This window comes from Streptomyces sp. PTY087I2 (genome assembly GCF_001687325.1).
GTDB lineage: Bacteria > Actinomycetota > Actinomycetes > Streptomycetales > Streptomycetaceae > Streptomyces.
Window position 1 is genome coordinate 43619 of the sequence record NZ_LZRD01000001.1, and the last position, 24176, is coordinate 67794.

The 24176-nt window shown below is 70.4% G+C and carries 18 protein-coding genes; 15 read left to right on the forward strand and 3 right to left on the reverse strand.

What is annotated here, in order from left to right; all coding sequences use genetic code 11:
• The first annotated feature begins 1 nt into the window (after position 1).
• From A3Q37_RS00185 to A3Q37_RS00210, 6 genes are all read left to right on the forward strand, one after another.
• Positions 2 to 1615, forward strand: coding sequence for an FAD-dependent oxidoreductase (locus A3Q37_RS00185; protein WP_065475671.1), 1614 nt, complete (start codon positions 2 to 4; stop codon positions 1613 to 1615).
• A gap of 184 nt (positions 1616 to 1799) precedes the next feature.
• Entirely contained in the window at positions 1800 to 3929 is a 2130-nt protein-coding gene (locus A3Q37_RS00190; protein WP_065475676.1) for a hydantoinase/oxoprolinase family protein, read from the forward strand.
• Positions 3926 to 4558 carry a hypothetical protein gene (locus tag A3Q37_RS00195; RefSeq protein ID WP_065475679.1) on the forward strand — a complete coding sequence of 211 codons (633 nt, stop codon included), beginning with the start codon at positions 3926 to 3928 and terminating at the stop codon, positions 4556 to 4558. The genes A3Q37_RS00190 and A3Q37_RS00195 overlap by 4 nt, the downstream gene beginning before the upstream one ends.
• A gap of 4 nt (positions 4559 to 4562) precedes the next feature.
• Positions 4563 to 5843: a TRAP transporter large permease subunit gene (locus A3Q37_RS00200; RefSeq protein WP_006129243.1), complete on the forward strand. Its 1281-nt coding sequence runs from the start codon at positions 4563 to 4565 to the stop codon at positions 5841 to 5843.
• 28 nt (positions 5844 to 5871) lie between these two features.
• Positions 5872 to 6909 carry a hypothetical protein gene (locus tag A3Q37_RS00205; RefSeq protein WP_065475684.1) on the forward strand — a complete coding sequence of 346 codons (1038 nt, stop codon included), beginning with the start codon at positions 5872 to 5874 and terminating at the stop codon, positions 6907 to 6909.
• Between the two features lie 114 nt (positions 6910 to 7023).
• Positions 7024 to 8025 (forward strand): alpha/beta hydrolase, encoded by a 1002-nt coding sequence (locus tag A3Q37_RS00210; RefSeq protein ID WP_065475690.1) that lies wholly within the window; start codon positions 7024 to 7026, stop codon positions 8023 to 8025.
• Positions 8026 to 8095: 70 nt separating this feature from the next.
• On the opposite strand, the gene A3Q37_RS00215 is transcribed toward A3Q37_RS00210, so the two are convergent.
• The 3 genes from A3Q37_RS00215 to A3Q37_RS00225 form a co-directional block, all read right to left on the reverse strand.
• The gene (locus A3Q37_RS00215; RefSeq protein ID WP_065475694.1) at positions 8096 to 9331 is read right to left on the reverse strand and encodes a CdaR family transcriptional regulator; all 1236 of its coding nucleotides are present in this window, start codon (positions 9329 to 9331) and stop codon (positions 8096 to 8098) included.
• A 188-nt stretch (positions 9332 to 9519) separates the two neighbouring features.
• Positions 9520 to 10875: an FAD-binding oxidoreductase gene (locus A3Q37_RS00220; RefSeq protein ID WP_065475702.1), complete on the reverse strand. Its 1356-nt coding sequence runs from the start codon at positions 10873 to 10875 to the stop codon at positions 9520 to 9522.
• Positions 10872 to 11960 carry a dihydrodipicolinate reductase gene (locus A3Q37_RS00225; RefSeq protein WP_255311682.1) on the reverse strand — a complete coding sequence of 363 codons (1089 nt, stop codon included), beginning with the start codon at positions 11958 to 11960 and terminating at the stop codon, positions 10872 to 10874. The genes A3Q37_RS00220 and A3Q37_RS00225 overlap by 4 nt, the downstream gene beginning before the upstream one ends.
• A gap of 450 nt (positions 11961 to 12410) precedes the next feature.
• Between A3Q37_RS00225 and A3Q37_RS00230 the strand changes: the two genes are divergently transcribed.
• From A3Q37_RS00230 to A3Q37_RS00270, 9 genes are all read left to right on the forward strand, one after another.
• A complete protein-coding gene (locus A3Q37_RS00230) occupies positions 12411 to 13946 on the forward strand; it encodes an NAD(P)/FAD-dependent oxidoreductase (RefSeq protein ID WP_065475705.1) in 1536 nt (511 codons plus the stop codon).
• A complete protein-coding gene (locus A3Q37_RS00235) occupies positions 13939 to 14874 on the forward strand; it encodes an alpha/beta fold hydrolase (protein WP_065475708.1) in 936 nt (311 codons plus the stop codon). Before A3Q37_RS00230 ends, A3Q37_RS00235 begins: the two co-directional genes overlap by 8 nt.
• On the forward strand, positions 14858 to 16252 hold the full coding sequence (locus tag A3Q37_RS00240; protein ID WP_065475711.1) for a flavin monoamine oxidase family protein: 1395 nt from the start codon (positions 14858 to 14860) through the stop codon (positions 16250 to 16252). Before A3Q37_RS00235 ends, A3Q37_RS00240 begins: the two co-directional genes overlap by 17 nt.
• Positions 16249 to 16953 (forward strand): transporter, encoded by a 705-nt coding sequence (locus tag A3Q37_RS00245; protein ID WP_065475714.1) that lies wholly within the window; start codon positions 16249 to 16251, stop codon positions 16951 to 16953. The genes A3Q37_RS00240 and A3Q37_RS00245 overlap by 4 nt, the downstream gene beginning before the upstream one ends.
• A 26-nt stretch (positions 16954 to 16979) precedes the next feature.
• Positions 16980 to 18338 (forward strand): NAD-dependent succinate-semialdehyde dehydrogenase, encoded by a 1359-nt coding sequence (locus tag A3Q37_RS00250; RefSeq protein ID WP_065476696.1) that lies wholly within the window; start codon positions 16980 to 16982, stop codon positions 18336 to 18338.
• 29 nt (positions 18339 to 18367) lie between these two features.
• Entirely contained in the window at positions 18368 to 19483 is a 1116-nt protein-coding gene (locus A3Q37_RS00255; RefSeq protein WP_065475717.1) for a Zn-dependent alcohol dehydrogenase, read from the forward strand.
• A 17-nt stretch (positions 19484 to 19500) separates the two neighbouring features.
• Complete coding sequence (locus A3Q37_RS00260) at positions 19501 to 20757, forward strand: aspartate aminotransferase family protein (RefSeq protein WP_065475719.1); 1257 nt, start codon at positions 19501 to 19503, stop codon at positions 20755 to 20757.
• Between the two features lie 99 nt (positions 20758 to 20856).
• Positions 20857 to 22413, forward strand: coding sequence for a long-chain fatty acid--CoA ligase (locus tag A3Q37_RS00265; RefSeq protein WP_065475722.1), 1557 nt, complete (start codon positions 20857 to 20859; stop codon positions 22411 to 22413).
• 42 nt (positions 22414 to 22455) lie between these two features.
• The gene (locus tag A3Q37_RS00270; RefSeq protein ID WP_079137581.1) at positions 22456 to 24135 is read left to right on the forward strand and encodes a class I adenylate-forming enzyme family protein; all 1680 of its coding nucleotides are present in this window, start codon (positions 22456 to 22458) and stop codon (positions 24133 to 24135) included.
• The last annotated feature ends 41 nt before the right edge of the window (positions 24136 to 24176 follow it).

Sequence of the window (24176 nt, forward strand, 5' to 3'; positions counted from 1 at the left end):
CGTGATATCCGAACCCGACATCCTCATCGTGGGCGGCGGACTCGGCGGGGTCGCCGCCGCCATCGCCGCCTGCCGGGCGGGGCGCACCGTCGTCCTCACCGAGGAGACGGACTGGATCGGCGGCCAGCTCACCTCGCAGGCGGTCCCGCCGGACGAGCACCCGTGGGTCGAGGAGTTCGGCACGACCGCCTCGTACCGCACCCTGCGCGAGTCCATCCGCGCCTACTACCGCCAGTGGTACCCGCTGCGTTCCGAGGCGCTGGCCCAGCGCACCCTCAATCCGGGTGCGGGCCGCGTCAGCAAGCTGTGCCACGAGCCGCGCGTCGCGCTCGCGGTCATGGAGGCGATGATCGCCCCGCACCGCTCCGCCGGACTGCTCACGCTGCTCACCGAACACCGCCCGGTGGCCGCCGAGGCGGGCGACGACGACACCGTACAGTCGGTCACGCTGTCCGACACGCGCGGCGGCAACCACCTTACGATCAGGGCCCGTTACGTCATCGACGCCACCGAGACCGGCGAACTGCTCGAACTCGCCGGGGTGGAGCATGCGATCGGCGCCGAGGCGCGGAGCGAGTTCGACGAGCCGCACGCCCCCGAAGAGGCACAGCCCCTCAACCAGCAGGGCATCACGGTGTGTTTCGCGCTCTCGCACCACGAGGGCGAGGACCACACCATCGAGCGCCCGGCCGACTACGACTTCTGGCGCACCTACCGGCCGGAGTTCTGGCCCGGTCCGCTGCTCGGCTTCCTCGCCCCGGACCCGCGCAGCCTGGAGGCCGTCCCGCGCACCTTCGTGCCCAACCCGGAGCTGGACCCGCTGGACGTCAGCGCCGACCAGTCCGCCGACGCGGGCGACAAGGAGCTGTTCGGCTTCCGCCGCATCCTGGCCCGCAAGCTGCACCGTCCCGGCGCGTTCGACTCGGACATCACGCTGGTCAACTGGCCGCTGAACGACTACTGGTTGAAGCCGCTGATCGGCGACGGCGAGGAGACGGCGGCCGCCGCGCTGCACGGGGCGCGCCAGCTGTCGCTGTCGGTCCTGTACTGGCTCCAGACCGAGGCCCCCCGGGCGGACGGAGGCCAGGGCTTCCCGGGGCTGCGACTGCGGCCGGACGTCACCGGCACGGCGGACGGCCTGGCGAAGGCCCCGTACATCCGGGAGTCGCGGCGGATCAAGGCCGTCACCACGGTCACCGAGCACGACGTGTCGATCGACATCGTCGGCCCGTACGGCGGCACCCGCTACCGGGACTCGGTCGGCGTCGGCAACTACCGCATCGATCTGCACCCGTCGACCGGCGGCGACAACTACATCGACATCGGTTCGGTGCCGTTCGAGATCCCGCTCGGCGCGCTCATCCCCCGCCGGGTCCGCAATCTGCTGCCCGCGGGCAAGAACATCGGCACCACGCACATCACCAACGGCTGCTACCGGCTCCACCCGGTGGAATGGAACATCGGCGAGGTCGCCGGCGCCCTGGCCGCCCACTGCGTCGCCGAGAACGTCGAGCCGCACCGGGTGCAGGCCGAGGACAAGCGGTTCGAGGTGTTCGCCCGGCTGCTGGAGCGCGACGGAGTCCAGCGCCACTGGCCGGACGTACGCGGCTACTGACCGGGGAACCCCCGGCCCGCTTCATCTGCACGACCTGTTGCACCGCACGGCCCCCAGGGGCGGCAGCGGAGCGCCGGGCGGGCGCAGCTCCACCTGTACCCGCCCGGCCCAGGACCCACGGCGTCTGCCGACGCCCGGTCCTGCCGCCCTCGCCCTGCCCACCCGCACGAGGAGGTGCCCAGCCATGAACACCCACCGCATCCGCGTCGGCATCGACGTGGGCGGGACCTTCACCGACGCCGTGGCCGTAGACGCCACGACCCTGCGACTGCTGGGGCAGGTGAAGGTACCCACCAGCCACCACCACGAGGACGGTGTCGCCCACGGCATCGTCGAAGCTCTCGACCGGCTGCTGGAGCAGACCGGCCACACGCCCGAGGACGTGACGTTCCTCGCCCACGGGACCACCCAGGCTACCAACGCCCTGCTGGAGGGCGATGTGGCCACTGTCGGGCTGATCGGCATCGGCACCGGTCCGGGCGCCACGCTGACCCGCCGGCTGGCCGCCTTCCGCAAGCTGGAGCTGACCCCGGGCAAGCGGCTGCCGCTCGCCTACGCCCATGTCGCCGACCCGGACGACGCCCCCGCCGTACGCGCCGCGCTCGACGAGGTCGTCCGCGAAGGGGCCGAAGTCGTCGTCGCCAGCCAGCCGTTCAGCGTCGACCGCCCCGAGGGTGAGGAGGCGGTGGCCTCGGCCGCCCGGGAGCGTGGGCTGCCGACGACAGCCGCCCACGACATCACCTCGCTGTACGGGCTCCACAAGCGGACCCGGACGGCCGTGGTGAACGCGGCGATCCTGCCGCGCATGCTCGCCACCGCCGATCTGGTCGACGCCTCCATCACCAAGGCGGGCGTGAGCGCGCCGCTGATGGTGATGCGCTGCGACGGCGGGGTGATGTCGCTGGACGAGATGCGGCGCAGACCGCTGCTGACGGTGCTGTCGGGTCCGGCGGCGGGCGTCGCCGGGGCGCTGATGCAGGAGCGCATCAGCGAGGGCCTGTTCCTGGAGACCGGCGGCACGTCCACGGACATCAGTGTCGTCCGGCGCGGCAAGGTCGCCGTACGGCACGCCACGATGCTGGGCCGGACGTCGTACCTCTCGGCGCTCGACGTGCGCACGGTGGGCGTCGGCGGCGGTTCGATGGTCCGGATCGACGGCGGCAAGGTCGTCGGCGTCGGGCCGCGCAGCGCGCACATCGCGGGCCTGCCGTACGCCTGTTTCGCGAGCGCGGAGGATCTGCGGGACGCGCAGGTAACCACGGTCCGGCCGATGGCCGACGACCCGGCGGACTACGCGGTGCTGGACGCTGCGGGCGGCCGGTTCGCGATCACCATGACCTGTGCGGCGAACGCGCTCGGGCGCGTACCGGAGGGGGACTTCGCCCGCTGCGACCAGGAGGTGGCGCGGGCCGCGCTCGCCCCGCTGGCCGCCGCGCTCGGCACGGATGTCGTCACGGCGGCGACGAAGCTGCTGGACGCGGGCACCGACCAGGTGAAGTCGGTGGTCGAGTCGATGATGCGCGACTACCGCCTGGAGAAGGACACCGCGGTGCTCGTCGGGGGCGGCGGAGGGGCCGCCTCCGTCACGCCGCACCTGGCGGCCGTCATCGGCCAGGAGGGGCGGATCGCCCGGCACAACGAGGTGATCAGCCCCATCGGGGTGGCCCTCGCGCTGATCCGGGAGCAGGTCGAGCGGATCATCCCGGGCGCCGGCCAGGAGCAGATCCTCGCCGTACGGGCGGAGGCCGAGGCCGCCGTGATCGCCCAGGGGGCCGCCGCCGACGGGGTGGAGGTGGAGGTCACCGTCGACCCGCAGACCAGCACCGTACGGGCGGTCGCGACCGGCGCCACCGAGCTGCGCACCCAGGACCGTGCCCACCGGGCGGACGAGGCGGACCGGCTGCGCGCCGCCGCCGACAGCCTCCGCACCGACCCGGCGTCCGTGCGGGTCCTCGCGGGCACGCCGGCCCACACGGTGTACGGCACCGAGGTGCGGCGCCGGTTCCGCGCGGACCGGCATCCGGTGCGGGTGGTGGACGCGGACGGCGTCGTACGGCTGCACGCGCCGGACGCCCGGGTGGAGACGACCACGGTGGGCCGGGCCCCCGAGGTGCTGGCGGGCCTGGTGAAGGAGGCCACGTCGTACGGGGACGGCGGGGTGCGGGCCCCGGCGCTGCGGCTGCTGCTCGGCTCGCGGATCGCCGACCTGTCGGGGGTGCTCGATCCGGACCCGCTGCTGGCGCTGGCCCGCAGCGAGCTGCGGTCGCGGGCGGCCGACGAGCCGGTCGTGGCCGTGGTGGAGGTACGGTCGTGACGGCCGCGCTGCTGGACCGGGCGGCGCGCGCGGCGATCGCGGAGCTGGAGGCGGCGGACGACGTCGAGTTCGGCGTACGGCTGCTGCGGAACACGCCCACGCACGAGCGGCGCGATCCGGCGCTGCTGCGCCACTGGGCCGCGACGGCCGACGCGTTCGGGGCGGGGCTGGAGCCGGTCGCGGCGACCGCCCGGATCGTGGAGAGCGACGGGGGCCTGGCGAAAGGGCTGCTGGCCCGCTACACCTCGCGGCCGGTACCGACCGTCGAGCTGTTCACCGACACGCTGGCGCTCGCCGACGAGCTGATCGATCTGCTCGGCTGGCGGCACTGGTACCCGGCCGGTTCGGTACGGGCCGCGGCGATCGCGCACGAGGCGGTGCACGAGCGACTGCACCACGGGCCACGGAAGAAGGACCTCAAGCGCGCCCTGGACCACGTCGTGCTGCGCGCCGGTCGGCACACTCTGTACGGCCATGTCGCGGGTGCCGACGAGATCGCCGCCCATGCCCACGCCCGCACGGTCTGCGGCCTCGGCCGCAGCCCCCTCCTGCTGACGGCGGCGCTGGCCACGGCGGCCGAGCCGCAGCACGGGTCCGCGCACGGATCCCCGCACGGAAGAGAGAAGTAACGCCATGGGCGTCGTCATCCTTCTTGTCATGGCGGCCGGTGTCGCCGCGATGCTCACCCGCAAGCTCCCCACGGGCTTCGCGCTCGTCCTGCTGGCCGTCGCCATCGCCTTCATCGCGGGCGCGCCGCTGACCGGCGAGAACAGTGTTCTGGACACGGTCCTCCAGGAGGGCGCCCCGGCGCTCGCGGCGACGATGGTCGCCATCCTGCTCGGCTCCTGGCTGGGCAAGCTGCTGGACGAGACCGGTATCGCGGGCACCCTGGTCCGCAAGATCGTCGAGTTCGGCGGGGACCGGCCGGTGGTGGTCGCCCTCGGCGTCCTCGCGGTCTCCACGCTGGTCGGCACGGTCACCGGGTCGGCCCCCGCGGCGATGCTCGCCGGGATCATCGGCATCCCCGCCATGATCGCGGTCGGCATTCCCAAGGTCACCGCAGCCGGGACCATCCTGATGGGCATCGCCGCGGGCATGCCCTTCGAGCTGCCGATCTGGCAGTTCTTCTCCACGGCGCTGGAACTGCCGATCCCGACGGTGCGCGGCTTCATGCTGAAGCTGTTCCCGTTCGCGCTGGCCGCCGCCGTGCTGTTCGTCCTCGTCGAGACCCGGCGCCGGGGTGTGGAGCACGCCTGGTCGCTCAAGTCGGCCTCGGCCAAGCCTGTTTCGCGCCGCGAGCAGCTGGGCGACGCCCCGTGGTACGCGCTGCTCACCCCGGTCGTACCGCTGGTGCTGGCCCTCGGCTTCGAGGTGGCGATCCTGCCGTCGATGCTGGCCGGCGTGGTGTACGCGCTGCTGACCACCACCCGGCCGCGCGAGATGAACAAGCGGCTGCTGCGCACCCTGTACGGGGCGTTCGAGGTCGCGGCGGCCCCGATGGTGCTGTTCATCGCGATCGGCATCCTGCTCGCGGCGGTCAAACTGCCGGGCGCGGTCGAGTCGTTGGAGCCGCTGGTCAAGGCGGTCAGCCCGCAGAACCCGGTGCTGTTCGTGCTGGTGTTCACGCTGCTCGTACCGCTCTGCCTCTACCGAGGTCCGCTCAACGTCTTCGGTCTCGGCGCGGGCATCGCCGGGGTCCTCATCGCGGCGGGCATCTACCCGGCCGTCGCGGTGCTGGGGCTCGCCACCTCGTACAACCAGGTCTTCGGGGTGTCGGACCCCACGAGCACCCAGACCGTGTGGAGCGCGCAGTACGCCGGGGTGACCCCGCAGCAGGTGATGCTGCGGACCCTGCCGTACGTCTGGGCCGTCGCGCTCGGCGGCTTCTGCGTCACCGCCGCCACCTATCTGTGATCCATCACTTCTCGGGACGGAGAACGACATGACACAGCACGAGGACTCCTCCTTCACGCCCGACGCGGGGCGGCCGAGCCGCCGGATCTTCCTGCGCGGGACGGTCGCCGGAATCGCGGCGACCGCCGGCCTGGCCGCCACCGGAGCGACGGCGAGCCCGGCAGCCGCGGCACCGGGCGGCTTCCCGGACTACAAGCACCTCAAGCCGCTCCTGACACCCTCCCAGCTGAAGTACAACCCGACGGGCGAGATCATCTTCCCGTGCATCCGGGGCGTCTACGACCGGCTGGCCGACCCCCTGGGCCGCTACTACCTGTACTACGCCCCGCACGACGCCCCCGGCGGCATCTGCCTGGCCTACGGGAACTCGCTGGAGGGGCCGTTCACGGAGTACCCGGCGAACCCGATCGTCTCGAACGACTGGCAACCGCACTACAAGGTCAGCCATGTCTCCTCGCCGCACGTCCTGTGGAACGAGGACGTCAAGGAGCTCTGGCTGTACTTCCACGGCGAGAACCACACCACCCGCCTCGCCCGTTCCAAGGACGGCATCACCTTCACGTACGACAGGACCGTGCTCACCAAGGACATGCTTCCGGCCGGCACGAGCGAGACCTCGTACGCACGGGTGTTCCGGCACAACCTGCCCGCGCGGGACGCCCGTTACGTGATGCTCTTCATGGTCAACAATCAGTCGAACCACCGTGACGTCGGCTGGGGCTGGTCGAAGGACGGCCGCACCTGGACGTTCGCGCAGCAGCCGTTGATCCGGCACTCGGACGTCGGCGCGAACAACATCAGCGGCGCGCACCTGCTGACCCGTAACAACAGCACGTACGTCGTCTACCACACCGGTAAGGAGACCGGCGGGAACATGCTGATCACCGAGGTCGGCAACGATTTCTCCCGCCGCAACCACCTCGGCCTCTTCTACGAGTCGAGCAACGCGGCCCCGGAGAACGGCCGGGCTGCCGCGCCCAGCTTCGGTACGGACCGGGGTGTGCCGTACATGGTCTACGAGGCGGGCGAGCGCCTCAAGGGATCGATCTGCGTGGCCCGCGGCTGAGGCGGGAGGGTGGGGGGTGCGCCGGACAGGTGTCCGGCGCACCCCCGCGCGCGTACCCCACGCACGCCACGGGACACCGAACCGCGTCGCACCGAGGAAGGCTTGCCCCCGCCCATGACTCACCACCCCAACCTGGACCCCGAAATGGCGGCCGCGCTCGCGACCGACCCGCCGCCGCCCACGGTGCTCGACGGCCTGCCGTACGAGGACCTGGCCGCGCTGCGGGCCGAGCGCGCCGCGCGGCCTGTCGCCCCGCCCGCCGAGGGCGTCGTGGTGACCGACCGCCACCTGCCGGGCCCCACCCCACTGCGTGTCCGGACCTACCGGCCGCGCGCGGCGGGCTCCCGCGTGCTGCCCTGTCTGGTGTGGGTGCACGGCGGTGGCATGGTCCTGGGCTCCCCCGAGATGGACGACGCCCGGGTGTCCGCGTACGCCCTGGAGGCCGACTGCGCCGTGGTCTCGGTGGACTACCGACTGGCACCCGAACACCCGTATCCCGGGCCCGTGGAGGACTGCTACCGCGCCCTGCGGTGGACGGCGGACCGGGCGGGGCCTCTGATGATCGACCCCGGGCGCCTGGCGATCGGCGGGATCAGCGCGGGCGGCGGACTCGCGGCCGCCACCGCCCTGCTGGCCCGGGACCGCGGCGGTCCCGGCCTGATCTTCCAGTTCCTTCTCTGCCCGATGCTGGACGACCGCAACACCACCGGTTCCAGCCGGGAGTTCACCGACGCCGTCACCTGGCCCCGCGCCAACAACCTCTACGGCTGGGCGGCCCTGCTCGGCCCGCTCGCGGGGAGCGAGGACACCCCTCCGTACGCCGCGCCCGCCCGCGCCGCCGATCTGTCCGGGCTCCCTCCGGCGTACGTGGACGTCGGCGAGCTGGAGGTCTTCCGCGACGAGTGCGTCCGGTACGCGCTGCGCCTGATCGAGGCGGGCGTGTCGACCGAGTTCCACCTGTGGCCCGGCGCGTTCCACGGCTTCGACGGCGTACTCCCCCACCTCACACTGCCGCGCCGGGCGGCCCGCGAACAGATCGCGGTACTGCGCCGGGCACTGGGCGGGCCCGGTGGGCAGCCCGGGTCCCGGGTCAGCGCACGCGGCCCCGCGGCTTGAGAGCGGTCGGCGGCTCAGCGAAAGTCAGCAGGAGCGGCAGGAGGTGGCCTCACAACCCCGTGGTGTGAGCTCAGCTCGGAGCGATCGTCACGATGTCAGGCGCGATGTCCAGCACCAGGAGCGCCGCCGCCACGTGGGCCGGGTTGGCCTCCACCTTGACGGCCGAGAGCTCGTTGGCGCGGGAGACCCTCCGTTCGACGGTGTTGCGGTGCGCATAGAGGTTGGCGGCTGCCCGGGTGGTACTGAAGCCGCACTGCACGTAGGTGAGGAGGGCCTGTCGTAGCGCTGTGTCGGCTTCGGCCAATGGCCCGAGGGTGTTGAGGACGAACCTGCGTGCGCCGGAACGATCCTTCGTCAGCGCGTCGATCAGCTCGACATCGGCGTAGGCGGTGAATCGCCGGTCGGATCCCAGCCGGATCACCAGCGCCTGCGCCGCGAGGGCGTCCTGGTGGCTGGAGCGGAATCCATCGAGACCGCGCCCCGGCCGTCCCACCGCCGCGCGGACCTCGTCGGCCGCCGCGAGATCATTCTCCACGTGGTGAAGGTCCGGGACGACTTCTCCCGAGAGCCAGATCCACCGCGACGTGGCACTGGCCCGCGCCACCAGCGCGCTCCGGCCGCCAGCGGCGGAGCGCACGGCGGAGACCTCGTCGTCCAGGGCACCGGCCTGCCGGGGGTCATCGACCCACAGGACAAGACCCACGTGCCACCGCGCCATCCGGTAGCGCAGGCGGCCTTCGGCAAGGTCCTCCGCCATCGGCGCCCCACTGGCGATCAGCTGGATCAGCGCGATCCCCTCGGCATCCGTGTTCCCCATCGCCGCGGCGAGGCCGGCTTGACGCAGGGCCGCGACGGAGTCGAGGGCGTACTGCACCAGCGACTGCGCCGTCACGTCCAGGACTTCCACGAGAAGGGCGGAGTCGGCACAGTCCGCCACGCACTCCTCCAGCCACCGCCGCCAGCCGATCCCCAGGGCCACGCGCCAGGCACCGGCGAAGTCGGGCGCGATGCCCCGGGAGACCAGATCGTTGATGTACGCCGTGGTCCTGGGGCTGACGTAGGGCTCTACCCGCCGTCCCGGTTGCTGAACATTCGCGGTCATCCATTGGACCAGGTCAGAGCGGTTGAGCGCGCGATCCTCCTCGACCAGCGATGCGTCCGCGAGGAGGGCGGGATCGTTCTGGGCGACGAGAGAGGGCCTTGCGAAGGCGCCGACCAGGGCGTCCGTTTCCGTCAGCAGGCGCTGACACAGGGACCTGATCGCATCCGCGACCTCAGGCGAGGGCGGGGGCCACAGCTCATCCATGTTCTCAGTGTCCCTCTGCTCTCGGGGAACCGAGGCTCCCGACATGCCGCGTCACAGGCAGATGAAGGGCTCGTCGGCGGCCTGGACGATGACGAAGCGTCCACAGGCGCGCAGTTGCGGAGGATCAGGCTGGACCTGATGCGATGACTACGGCAGCTTCGCAGAACTCGGCGGTTCCGCCCGAACCTTCAGGAGTCCCCGCGCCTGCGACGTCGGCGCGCCAGCGTTTTGCTGCCGTTGAAGAAATCGTTGAACCGGTCGAGCCTCCAGATCGCTCGGAGGACGAGGGGCTGCATGAGCAGCGACATGGACGGCGGGTACTTGGTGGCGTTCGACCAGATGCTGGCGAGGTCATCCGACATCTCACCGTCGACGACGTAGTCGGCGAGCTGATGGGCCACGTACGGCACCTGACAGAGGCCGTGGCCGTTGCAGGCCATCGAGTAGAAGACGTTGTCGCCCACCTGACCGGCGACCGACAGCCAGTCCGGGCTGATGCCGATCCAACCGCCCCAGGCCCGCTCGATCGCCACGTCGGACAGCGACGGGAACCGCTTGGCCAGGTCCTTCCCCATGTCCTGTACGACTCCGGGGTCCGGGACCCGGTCCGGGAGCGGGAAGGTCTGACCCCGTTGTGCTTGGCGGACCCCGCAGACGATGGTGTTGCGCTCGGTGAGCCGGTAGTGGGTCATCAGCTGGTGCTGAGTGATGATGCCGGACCGGCTGGTCCAGTCCAGCTCGGCGAGCCGCTCCGGCGCGATGGGCTCCGACTCGATCTCGATGACGTACAGCGGCGTCGCCAGGTTCTTGGGCGTGATGTCCCACTCGCCGCCGTAGACGTTGGTCGCGAGGATCACCTTGTCGGCCCGCACGGTGCCGTGCGGTGTCGTGAGCTCGACGATGCCGCCTGTCCGCCGGACGTCGCTCACCCGCGACTGCTCGAAGACCTTGGCCGAGGAGGCGAGCAGCGCGCGACGCACACCACGGGCGAGCTTGCCCGGGTTCAGCATCCCGCCGATGGATTCCCGCATACCACCCACGAAGCCGGCAGGGAGGCCGAGTTCCTCCCGGCTCCCGACGGTCCCGTTCCCGCCGAAGGCGCGCAGGATCGCCGCCTGAGTGCGCACCCTGAGCATCATGAGGGGTGAGACCGCACCCCACACCAGGCCGTTCGCCACGTAGTCGCAGTCGATGTCGTGCCTCTTCATGAGGTCTTCGACGTAGTGGCCCGCGTGCTCCGCGAGTTTGGCCATGACCGGCATCTTCTTCGGGGACTGGAGGCTGAGCATCCGCAGGTCGCCACCCGGCGCCCCGGCGATCTGGCCGCCGTTGCGCGAGGCCGCGCCGTAGCCGCAGAACTCGGCCTCCAGCAGGACCACGTCCTGATCGCGCTCCGCGAGGCGCAGCGCCGCCGCCATGCCACCCATGCCGCCGCCGATGACGGCGATGTCACAGGTGAGGTCGCCGTCCAGTGCGGGCTGAACGTCGTCCGGCCGGTCGATCCAGCCGGTGAAGTTGCTGTACTTCGTGCCGTCGGTCCTCATGATGTCCTGATCTCCTTCTGGATGGGATTTCCGGCTTGCCTCGGGCTCCGCGTGGCCCGCTCGGCAGCACCCCCCGAGGCCCTGGCTGCTCGTCGCTCTCCCTTGGCCGCGACCGAGCGGGCCGGAAGGTCCCCCATCGACAGAAGACCGGGACGCGCCTCGACGACCGCGGCGGAGGCATTGACCGCCGCTGCGATGGTGCTGAGGAAGGAGTCGAAGCCCACGGAGGAACGAAGGTCGACGACCTGCTCCTCTCCGACGATCCGGTAGTCGTCCCCCGCGGCCACCTCATCGGCCGGTTCGAAGAACCCGAACGTGATCTCCAGATCGATCACCACTTCGCCTTCGAGTACGCCCCGGGCGGCATGGGTGACAGCCGCTATCTGCCCCGGTTCGATACGCATGTGATCCCCGACGCGCGGCGAAGTCGTCACGACAGCGGGTTCGACCTCTGCCACGTCCACCGTGTCGAGATCCCATCCGAGCCCTGCCGCGAGCGCCCCGATGGCCTGCTCGAAGCCGTAGTGCCCGACGACCTCGCCCCGGCTACGAGCGGTCGCGAACTCGCGCATGGTCAGACCGAGGCCGAACTTCGACAGGATCGCGCCATAGCGTGACATGTTCGCCCGGCGGCGGATCCGTACGCTCTCCACGCGCTGGGTCAACGCAGTCAGCAGGAGAGGAAGGGTGTCCATCAGGACGCCCGGGTTCGCCCCGCTGCCCAGGACGGTCACGCCATGCGCCTTCGCCACGTCGTCGAGCCGTCGGGCCAGGTCGGGGTGGCTCTGCCATGGATAGGCCAGCTCTTCGCAGATGCTCAGGACGTTGTACGAACGCTCCAAGAGCGGCAGCAGGACGTCGGCCATCCTGCGCAGGTCCGAAATGGTCGCCACGATCGCGAGGTCGGCGGCGGGCAGGTCGGCCGGGTCGCTCACGACGACGACGCCGTTCGCGACGCCGCCGAGCAGCACTCCGAGGTCTTGACCGACCACGCGGGGGTCATGGTCCGCTGCTCCGACGATCTCCACGTCCGCGCGTTGCAGCAAGGAAGAAGCGATGGCCCGGCCAGTGGCACCGAGCCCCACGATGACAGTCTGGTTACTCAACGCACACCCCTGGACACCCCGGTCGGCAGAACTGGACTTCGCCTGCGGCGATTGCCTCGTATCTCACTGTCCTCAGCCACGACCGCGGTGAGAACGACACTGAGCACCTCCTTTTCCCGGGGATGGTGCACGGCGCACAGCCCGGTCGCGCCCAGCCCGGTCGGCGAAGCGGGGCAGTCGTGGGTGTTGCCGTCGGTGACGGCGGAAGCGCCGGACAGCCGTCTCCGGCCGCCCTGCTCCCGGAAGGGCCGGGCCGCGGGCTCGACCGGGGCCGCGCCCCGAACGCCGGACACCGTATGGGCGCAGCGGCCCGGCCCGCCTGTGCATCGTGCACCGAGACCCGGCGAAGGAGGTGCTCGCTGTCGTTCTCGCAGGAGACCGCCGCTCGCGACAGTGAGGCAACCGCCACAGGAACAGCGAGGAAACGCCATGACAGCTGAGGTGTTGGACGCCGTCGAGGAGTTCGACGTGGTGATCATCGGAGCAGGGATCTCCGGGATCGGCGCGGCCGCCTATGTCAGCCGGGAGCTCCCCGAGAAGTCGCTCGTCGTGCTGGAAGCGCGTGACAGCATAGGGGGCACCTGGGACCTGTTCCGTTATCCCGGTATCCGCTCGGACTCCGACCTGCACACGTTCGGTTACGCGTTCAAACCGTGGCGCCACGAAGCCGCGATAGCCGACGCTCCCCTCATACAGGAGTACCTCCAGGAAGCGGTCGGGGAGAACGGCCTGGAGCGCGTCCTCAGGCTCCGCCACCGGGTCATCCGCTCGGCCTGGTCCTCAGCGGACTCGAAGTGGACCCTCACCGTCCAGACGTCGGACCTCGCTACGGGAGAGACCCGGACCAAGGAGATCCGCGCGGGATGGGTCTTCGCCGCCACCGGCTACTACCGGTACGACGAGGGGTTCTCCCCGGAGTTCCCGGGGCGGGACGACTTCGAGGGCCGGATCGTCCACCCGCAGCACTGGCCCGAGGGTCTCGACTACAGCGGGAAGAAAGTCGTCGTCATCGGCAGCGGCGCGACCGCGATCACGCTGGTGCCGAACCTGGCCACCGGGGCGGGCGCCGCCCGGCACGTGACGATGCTGCAACGCACGCCCACCTACGTCATGGCGCTCCCCCGCGTCGACAAAGTCGCCTTGGCGCTCACGAAGCTGCTCGGGGAAGAACGCGGGTACGCCGTGACGCGGTTCAAGAACATCTGGACCGACCGCGCCGTCGTCAAGGGCTTGCGGACCTTCCCCAAGGCCGGCAGGGCATTCATCCGGCGCGAGAACATCAAGCGCCTTCCCAAGGGGTTCGACGTCGACAAGCACTTCAACCCGCCGTACGACCCGTGGGACCAGCGGCTGTGTCTGGCACCGGACGGCGACTTCTTCGACGCCATCAAGGAGGGAAGGGCCTCCGTCGTCACCGACGTCGTGGCGAGGTTCAGCAAGCGCGGAATCGTCCTGGCGTCGGGCGAGGAACTGGAAGCCGACGTCATCGTCACCGCGACAGGGTTGAACCTACAGCTCTTCGACGGGATGCCCATCGTGGTCGACGGGCGCCAGGTCGACATCGCGGACGCACTCTGTTACCGCGGAATGCTCTTGAGCGGGATCCCGAACTGGGCCATGGCGATCGGGTACACCACTTCGTCCTGGACGCTCAAGGTGGGCCTGATGTGTCGCTACTTCATCGATCTGGTCAAGCACATGGACACCCGCGGCTACGACACGGTGGTTCCGGTCGCACCGTCGGGTACGGAGCGCAAGCCCGTCATGGACCTCCAGGCCGGATACGCCAAGCGCGGCGAGAAGCTCCTGCCCAAGCAGGGCCTCGAGAAGCCCTGGCGGATGGCGATGTCGTACCCCGAGGACGCCAAGGCCCTCCGCGGCCCGGTCGCCGACGAACACCTCGAGTTCGGCACCCGGCGGGCGGCTGCGTCGTTGCCCGGCGGGAGGCGAGCCACCCATGCCTGAGGCGAGCGACGCCGAGGGCGCCGACGCGTACGCGACCCTGCCGTCCGGGATGACGATCTGCTTCCGGGACTACGGCGACAAGGCCGACCCCGTGATGCTGCTCATCGCGGGGCTGGGCGAGGACCTCACCTTCTGGACCGACCCGTTCGTCGGCTCACTCGTTACCCGGGGCTTCCGGGTCGTCGCCATCGACAACCGCGACGCCGGCCAGTCGACGTTCGTCGCCACTCCTCCTCCCGAGCTCTGGCGCCAGATCGCCGCGTGCCCGCGCGGCGACGCGTACACGCTGGCCGACATGGCGCAGGACGGCATCGGCGTGCTCGACCATCTCGGGATCTCGCGGGTGCACCTGGTGGGGCGGTCCATGGGCGGGATGATCGCCCAGACGATCGCGGCCACGGCACCCGAGCGCGTGCTGTCGCTGACCTCCCTCTACTCGACCACCGGAGCGAAGAAGGTGGGCGGGCCGACTCTGTCGACGATCCGGCTCCTCGCCGCTCCGCCGGCAAGGAACAGAACCGCGGCGGTCCGCGCTCACCTGCGGCTCACCCGGCACATCGCGGGAACGGACCATCCCATCGACGATGCGGCCGAGGCCGCCGTCGCGGCGCGGGGATGGGATCGCAGCGCCGGTGAACCGGCGGCCGGCACGGCGCGCCAGATCCAGGCGATACAGCGCTCCGGCGACCGGACGGCCGAGCTGAGCAGGATCACGGCCCCGACCCTGGTCATCAACGGCGACCGGGACCCGCTGGTCGACCCGAGCGGCGGCGCCGCGACCGTACGGGCGATCCGCTCGGCACAGCATGTGGTCATTCCCGGCATGGGCCACCACATCCCCGAAGCCCTCGTCGACCCCATCACGACCTACATCTCGGAGCACGCGAACCGCGTGGGTGAAGGAGGGAACCATGTCCGGATCTCGTGAGCCCCGCTCCAAGGGCACCACGGTCGACGTAGTCGTCGTCGGTGCCGGCTTCGCCGGGCTGAGCGCTGCCGAGCGACTGGTGAGCACGGGGCGGTCCGTGGTGGTCGTGGAAGGCCGCGACCGGGTCGGAGGCCGTTCACTTTCCGGCGAGGTGGCGGGCGTGAAGGTCGACCTCGGAGCGACGTGGGTGGCACGGCGCCACACCGCCGTCCGGGACCTCGCGAGCCGGATGGGGTGCACCACGACCGACCAGTTCGCCCAGGGCCGCAACGTGCTGTGGATGACGGGTCGGCGTCGCACCTACAGCGGCACCATTCCCAAGGTCTCCCCCTTGGCCCTGGTAGACATGGCTCGTATGCAGGCGGCGGTGAACAAGCTGGTCGCGACCATCGACGTCGACGCCGCCTGGGAGACGCCCGGGGCCGGCCGGCTCGACGCCCTCTCCTTCGGCGAGTGGCTCGACCGGAAGAACGCGCTGCCCAGCACCCGTGCGCTGATGACCGTCATCAGCAAGGTGCAGTGGGGGTGTACCCCGGGGGACGTCTCCTTGCTGCACGCGCTGCGCTACATCCGCTCGGCGGGCGGACTCGACCACATGCTCGACGTCGAAGGTGGTCAACAGCAGGACCGGATCGTCGAAACCACCCAGGAGATCGCCGAACGGGTGGCAGAGAGGCTCGGCGACCGGGTGCGCCTGGAGACACCGGTGCGCCGCATCGCGCAGGACGGCGGCGGCGTCACCGTCCGCACCGGCTCCGGCGAGTTCCACGCCAGGTACGCGATCGTCACGGCCTCGCCTGCGCATCGCGCCGCCATCGAGTTCGACCCCGCCCTGCCCGAGCGGGGCGAAGGGCTCACGCGAACCTGGCGCATGGGCGTGCTGAGCAAGGCCTTCGTGGCGTACGAGAAGCCGTTCTGGCGGGCCGAAGGACTTTCCGGGGAGGCGGTGACCGATACCGGAACCGTGTTCATCACCTTCGACGTGTCCCCCGCCCCCAGCGGACCGGGCGTCCTGATGGCCTTCTGCGATCCGCGCGTCTTCGACGGCTTCAGCCCCGGGACCCGGCGCGACCGCGTCGTCCAGCAGCTCGCCGACCTCTACGGCCCGCAGGCCCGCACCCCGATCGACTACGTGGACCACCGCTGGGGAGCGGAGCCCTTCGCCCCGGGCGGTCCCAATCCCGCCGTCGCCCCCTACGCGACCACGAGCTTCGGCAAGGCACTGTCCGAGCCCCACGGGCGCATCCACTGGGCCGGCAGCGAAACCGCCGGGGAATGGGCCGGCACCATGAACGGCGCGGTTCTGACCGGCCAACGCGCCGCCGAGAGCGTCATCACCCTCCTGTCCCGCGACGTCCGGGAAGGGGCGTTGCGATGAAGGACATACTGTTCCTGCTCGCCGACCTGTGGATGATCTTCGCCGGCTACTTCTACGGCTGGAAGTTCATCCGCCGGTACGGCAATTACCTCCTCGGTCTCGAGTGGATGGTCGTCGCCACATCGGGCAGCAACTTCCTGCTCTGGTCACTGTCCGGAGCCGACAGCGGCAGCGTCCTGTACGACCTGGCGTACTTCCTCGACGCCTTCTCCAGGGCGGTCGGCATCACGCTGATCCTGGTCATGGGCTTGATGCAGGTCACCCATCGCCACAAGCCGAGCCGCGGAGTCGACATCGCCGTGTTCGGAGTCGCGATCGTGGCCGGTCTCTTCCTCCGGCAGTTCCACGGCGCGGACCTGCACACCGACCGCGCCGCGTTCTGGGTCGCCGTTTTCTTCGTGGTCGCCAATCTCCTCACGGCGGTCTTCCTCGGGTACGTCGCCAAGCGGCTCTGGAACGCGGGCGCGAAGCGGACCGCGATCTGGACGGGCCTGGTCACGGCCGCCGGCACCGCCATCGCGATCACCTACGACTTCTTCCCCCTGCCGTTCGACGACGCGGACCGCACGATCTTCTACACCGCCGCACTGGCGACGTGGGGCACCCAGGGATTCGTCTACTTCCGTGCCTACCGCGCGCTGCACGACCACAACGCGGCGTTGGACGCGAACCCGGCCCACACGACCGGAACCCTCGCATGAACCCCGAGAACGAAGAAGGAGTCAGCATGGCGAAGAGGCACGTGTACGCGGTGGTGGACCCCGCCACCGGCGAGTTGGTCAAGGAGTACCCGACCGCGACGGACGAGGCCGTGGAGGGGGCGGTCGACGCGGCGGCGGAAGCCTACGCGCAGTGGTCGAGGCAGACTTCCGTGGAACAGCGCGCCCGGCTGTTGAACACCGTCGCCGCCCTCCACGACGAGCGCAGCGTGCAGCTCGCCGAGATCATCCACCGGGAGATGGGCAAGCCGGTGGACGAGGCCGTCGCGGAGGTCGAGTTCAGCGCCTCGATCTACCGGTACTACGCCGAGAACGCGGAGAAGTTCCTCGCCGACGAACCGATCGAGCTCCTGGAGGGAGAGGGCACCGCTTTCGTCCGTCGCCAGCCGGTCGGCGTGTTGCTGGGGATCATGCCCTGGAACTACCCGTACTACCAGGTGGCCCGATTCGCCGCGCCCAACCTCGCGCTGGGCAACACCATCGTGCTCAAGCACGCGTCGCAGTGTCCGGAGTCGTCCGAGGCGCTCCAGCAGCTGTTCACGGACGCGGGCTTCCCCCAGGGCTGCTACGTCAACGTCCACGCCACCGCCGAGCAGATCGCGCGTATCATCGCGGACCCCCGCGTGCAGGGCGTCTCCTTCACCGGTTCGGAGCGGGCCGGCGCGGAGGTCGCCGAGAAGGCCGGGCGCAGCCTCAAGAAGGTGGTGCTCGAACTGGGCGGCTCGGACCCCTTCATCGTGCTGTCGACCCACGACCTCGACGCCACGGTCCAGGCGGCGGTCGAGACGCGGTTCGAGAACACCGGGCAGGCGTGCAACGCCGGAAAGCGCTTCATCGTCGCCGAGGGCCTCTACGACGCCTTCCTCGACACGTTCACCGAGAAGGTACTCGCCCTGACCGACGGGCTGACGCCGCTCTCCTCGGTCGCCGCCGCCGAGTATCTGGGGGAGCAGATTGAGCGAGCCGTCGCTGACGGGGCAACCTTCGTGTCCGCACGACAGCGCGAGGGAGCGTACTTCCCGCCCGGCGTTCTGACGGGCGTCTCTCCGACATCGCCGTCGGCCGCCGAGGAGCTCTTCGGCCCCGTCGCGACCGTCTACCGCGTCGGATCCGAGGACGAGGCCGTCGAGTTGGCAAACAAAACGCCGTACGGGCTGGGCTCCTACGTGTTCACGACGGACGCCGAGCAGGCGCTGCGTGTCGCCGACAGGATCGACGCCGGCATGGTCTTCGTCAACGGCGTCGGCCTCGAAGGCGCGGAACTGCCTTTCGGCGGGGTCAAGCAGTCCGGTTTCGGGCGTGAACTGGGCCGGGCCGGAATCGACGAGTTCGCCAACAAGAAGCTCATCCGCACCGCTCGGGTCTGATCGCCACAGGGCTCGGAAGGAGACCTTTCATGACCATCGAATTCGACGCCGCTGTCTTCAGGACACCGAACGAACCGCTGAGCATCGAGAAAGTGACGATCCCCTCGACGCCTCCCCCCGGCGAGGTGCTCGTGCGGCTCAAAGCAAGCGGGGTGTGCCACAGCGACCTTCACGTGCTCGTGGGCGAGTGGGAGGTTCCTGCGCCGATGATTCTCGGCCATGAGGGGGCCGGGATCGTCGAGAGCGTCGGCGAAGGGGTCACGACCCTGAAGAAGGGCGACCACGTCGTGCTGTCCTGGACGCCCTCCTGTCGCCGCTGCCACTACTGCATCAGTGGCAGGCCTGTCCTGTGTGACATGGTCAGCCGGCACTCGGCGAACCACCTGTCCTTCGACGGCCGGACCCGGGTCACCTCCGTGGACGGGGACGAGGTCTACAGCTTCGCGGGCCTCGGAACGTTCGGCCAGTACGCCCTCGTGCCCGAATCGGGCGCCATCGCCATCCGCGACGACGCCCCGTTCCCCCAGGCGGCTCTGGTCGGATGCGCCGTCACCACCGGCGTCGGCGCGGCCGTCAACACCGCGGGCGTGCGGCCGAGCGACACCGTGCTGGTCCTCGGCTGCGGAGGCGTCGGTCTGAACGCGATCCAGGGGGCCCGGCTCGCCGGCGCGCGGAAGATCATCGCCGCGGACGTCTCCGACGAGAAGCTGGAGCAGGCACGCGTCTTCGGGGCGACCGACCTGATCAACAACGCCCGCGAGAACTTCGCCGACAGGGTGCGCCAGCACACCGACGGACGCGGTGTGGAGATCGCCATCGAGGCCATCGGGCTGCCCCGCACCATCGAGTCGGCGTACGAGGTCCTGGCCCGGGGCGGCACGGCGGTGGTCGCCGGGCAGGTGGCGGACGGCCTGCGGATCTCCATCGACCCCTTCGTCATGTCCGATCAGGAACTCAAGCTCATCGGCTCGAACTACGGATCGAGCAAACCGGCTTCCGACTTCCCGCTGCTGATCGACCACTACATGAACCACCGGATCGACCTGGACTCCCTCGTGACGAGCGAGATCCGTCTCCAGGACATCAACGAGGCGTTCGACCAGATGAAGCGCGGCATCGGCATCCGCTCGGTGATCACGTACTGAAAGGCAGGGACGATCTCATGGCCCTGGAATCATCACGCTCGGCCTTCGAGCGAGCCCGCCGCAGCGTCGGCGGAGGAGTGGGGTCGGGGCTGCGCGCCGCGATGCCTCCCCATCCGCTCTTCGTGCGCGAGGCGCGAGGCGCGTACGTCCGGGACCTGGACGGCGACCGGTACATCGACTACGTGATGGCCTGGGGCCCGCTCGTCCTCGGTCACGGCGACCCCCGCGTGGTGTCCGCCGTGACCGAGGTCGCGACGAGGATGCAGGTCGTCGGCACCGGCCACCCGCTCGAGTACCTCGCGGCGGAAGCGGTCCTCGAGGCCGTGCCGCACGGCGAGCGACTGCTGTGGAGCAACACGGGGACCGAAGCGGTGCAGGTGGCGCTGCGGCTCGCACGGGCCGCCACCGGGCGGCGCCGCGTCCTCAAGTTCGCCAAGAGCTACCACGGCTGGCACGACACCGTGTACGCCGGGATGTCCGAGGACGACTGCGGACGCCCCGCCACCCCCGGCGGACCGGGACAGTCGGCAAGCGTGCTCGACGACCTGGTCGTGGCGCGCTTCAACGACGTACAGCTGGCCGAGCGCCTGCTGAGCGAGTCCGTCGAGCGCGACATCGCGGCCGTGCTCGTCGATCCGGTGATGAGCAACGCCGGCGTCGAAGCGCCCGCACCGCAGTTCCTGTCGACGCTGCGGACCCTCTGCGACCGGCACGGCGTCGTCCTCGTCTTCGACGAGGTGATCGCCGGGTTCCGGATCGCCCGGGGCGGGGCGGCCGAGAAGTACGGCGTGCTGCCCGACCTGTCCGTCTTCGGGAAGGCGATGGCCGGCGGGTTCACCCAGAGCGCCGTCGTCGGCCGGGCCGAACTGGTCGATCAGGTGACGACCGGCGTCGTGCACGCCGGAACCTTCAACGCCAACCCGATCGCCCTGGCGGCCGTCGCGGCGACGATGCGGGCCCTGGCCGATCCCGCGGTCTACGAGTTGCTCGAACGGACCTCGGCCGAGTTCGAGGCACGCGTCGGCGGCGCTCTCGGTCCATCCGCCGAGTTCGGCCGCTCCAACCGGGTCGGCTCGCTCCTCCAGTACGTCCCTGCCGGCGGGACCACGGAGCTTCATGGAACCAGCGGGCTCTGGACCGAGATCCTCGAAGGGATGCTCCGTCAAGGCTTCCTGTTCATGCCGTCCGGCAAGGTCTTTCTCAGCACGGCACACACCAGCGCCGACATCGAGGCGACGGCCGAGGCTCTCGACCGGCTCCTGCGGACGTTGTGACGCCCGCGTCGAGCCACGCGTAACCCCCACCCGCTCCGAGCCAGTCCGCGTGTTTGTTCCCCGCGGCCTGGCCCGGTCCACCTTCCCGGAAGACCCACCATGCTGAACCTCTCGGTCCTGCTCGAAGACGCCGCCCGCACGCACCCTGACCGGGACGCCGTCGTCCTCGGCACGACGCGTCTCACCTACGCCCAGGTCGAGGCCGCCGCCAACCGGGTTGCCAACCTCCTGGTCGACCGCGGCATCCGGCCCGGCGACAAGGTCGCACTCAGCTGCCCGAACGTGCTCTGCTTCCCGATCGTCTACTACGGGATCCTCAAGGCCGGCGCAGTCGTCGTACCGCTCAACATCCTGCTCAAGGGCCGGGAGGTCGCCTACCATCTCGCCGACTCGGAGGCGAAGGCGTACTTCTGCTTCGAGGGTGACGCCGGTCTGCCGATGGGCGCGGAAGGACACGCCGGATTCAGCGAATCCCCGGAGTGCGAGCACTTCTTCCTCATCACCGCCGACTCCGCGGCCGAAAGCCCGATCGAGGGCGTCGAGACCATGGGCACCGCGGTGCAGGGAACCGCGACGACATTCGACAGCATCGGTACCTCGGGGGACGACCCGGCCGTGCTCCTCTACACGAGCGGGACGACAGGACAGGCGAAGGGCGCCGAACTCAGCCACGCCGGCCTCGTACTCAACGCCCTAGCCTGCAACAGGCTGTTGGAGAACCGACCCGCCCTGGACACCCACCTGGTCGTGCTGCCACTGTTCCACTCCTTCGGCGCGACCGTGCAGATGAACGCCGGTTTCTCGACGGCCGGCACGCTGGTGCTGCTGCCGCGGTTCGACGCCCGGCAGGCGGTGTCCCTGATGCGGCAGGAGGACATCACCTTCTTCGCGGGCGTCCCCACCATGTGGTGGGGCCTGCTGCAAGCGCTCGACGAGGACGTCGACGCCGAGAGGATCGCGAGGAACCTACGCGTCGGTGTCTCCGGTGGCGCCTCGCTCCCCGCGGAGATCCTCAAGCAGGTCAGGGAGCGACTGGGCGTCCAGGTCCTGGAGGGCTACGGCCTCTCCGAGACCTCGCCGGTGGTGACCTTCAGCGATCCGGCGCGAGAGCCCCGGCCCGGTTCCATCGGCGTGCCGATCTGGGGCGTGGAAGTCAAGCTCGTCAGGCCGGACTGGTCGGAGGTCGAGGACGACGGCACGGGCAGTGCCATCGGGGAGATCGCGGTCAAGGGCCACAACGTCATGAAGGGCTACCACGGCCGCCCCGAGGCCACCGCCGAAGCCATCAGGGACGGTTGGTTCCGCACCGGCGACCTGGCCCGCAGGGACAAGGACGGCTTCTACTACATCGTCGACCGGGCGAAGGACCTGATCATCCGCGGTGGCTTCAACGTGTACCCGCGCGAGATCGAGGAGGTCCTGATGACGCACCCGGCGGTCAGCCTGGCCGCGGTCATCGGCGTGCCCCACGAGAGCCACGGCGAGGAGATCAAGGCGTTCGTCATCCTCGACCGCGGTGCCGAGGCCCGCCCCGACGAGCTGATCGCCTGGGGCAAGGAGCAGATGGCCGGCTACAAGTACCCGCGCATCGTGGAGATCGTGCCGACCCTGCCGATGACGTCCACCGGAAAGATCCTCAAGCGCGCACTCACATGACCGGCACGCCGAGCGCATGAACTCGGCTGGGAAGGACGGCAGATGACCGTGGACGAGGGCCGACGGCGGGAGACGTTCCCCGGCGGGTTCGGTACGGGGACGGACGCGGCCCCCGCATCGCTGGTGGCCGCCTGGAAGGCGCGCGTGGAGAAGAACCCGGAGGGCGCGGCGCTGCGCTACTTCGACGGCGTCCTGTCCGCGCGGGAGGTGGACTCCGCGTCGGATTCCCTGGCCGCCGCGTTCGAGACGCGCGGGACCGGGCGCGGCGACCGGGTCGGGGTGTACCTCCAGAACGTCCCGCAGTACGCGCTGGTGCTGCTGGCCCTGTGGAAGCTGGGGGCCACGGCGCTGGGACTCAACCCGATGTACCGGCGCCAGGAGCTCCGCCGCATCATCGACGATTCCGGGGCGGTCGGGGTCGTCTGCGCGGACGCGGACGTCCACGAGACGCTGGGCACGCTGGCGGGGAGCACGGTGCGCTGGCTGATCAGCACGTCGGCGCTGGACTACCAGTCGAGGAACGATCCGCGGGTCTTCACGACGACGCAACGCCACGCCCCGGCGCCGGACGGCGACCTGGTGGCCCTGATCGGCGAGTTCGGGGGCCGCGGCCCCTCGCCCGTGGAGCTGACCCGCGACGACGTCGCGTTCCTGACGTACACCTCGGGAACGACGGGGCCGCCGAAGGGTGCCATGAACACCCACGGCAACGTCCTGAGCGTGGTGGCGACCTGCGCGTCGTGGATGGGCGTGGGCGACGGGGACGTCGTGTTCGCCGTGGCCCCGCTGTTCCACATCACCGGGGCGGTGGTCAACGCGACGATCTCCCTGCTCACCGACACCACGCTCGTCCTCACGGGCCGCTTCCACCCCGGGGTCGCCCTGGAGGCATTCGCCGAGCACGGGGTGACCTTCACGATCGGCTCCATCACGGCGTACAACGCGATCCACGAGCTGCCGCAGGCCGGACCGGAGCACTTCACGTCGGCAAAGGCCCTGTACTCCGGGGGTGCGCCGATCCCCCCGGCGACCGTCGAGCGGTTCCAGGAGCGGTTCGGCGTCTACCTCCACAACGGCTACGGGATGACCGAGACGACCTCCGCCGTCATCGCCGTGCCACCAGGGGAAAGAGCGCCGGTGCACCGGCCGAGCGGGACTCTGTCCATCGGCAAACCCCTGCCGCACGTCACCGCGCGCGTCGTGGACCTTCACGGTGACGCGGTGCCGAGCGGGGAGCAGGGCGAACTCGAATTGAGCGGGCCGCAGGTGGTGCCCGGCTATTGGGACCAGCCCGAGGCCACCCGTCGGACCATGCCCGAGGGCCGACTCCGTACCGGCGACGTCGCCGTCATCGACGAGGAGGGCTGGGTCTACCTGGTGGACCGGCTCAAGGACCAGATCAACGTGTCCGGGTACAAGGTCTGGCCACGTGAGGTCGAGGACGCGCTGTACGAGCACCCGTCGGTGCATGAGGCCGCGGTCATCGGACAACCGGACGCCTACCGCGGCGAGACCGTCGTGGCCTACGTCTCGCTCAAGGCGGGTCTGAACGCCACGGCGGACGAGCTGATCGCCTTCTCCCGCGACCGGCTGGCCGCCTACAAGTGCCCCCGCACGATCCATTTCCTCGCCGACCTGCCCAAGACCCAGAGCGGCAAGATCCGGCGCGCCGCGCTCCGCGGCCTCGACGGTCCGGGGCCGGCCTCCCCCTCGAAGGACTGATCCATGAGCGAGAACCGGAGCCCCGATCCTCCTCGCATCGG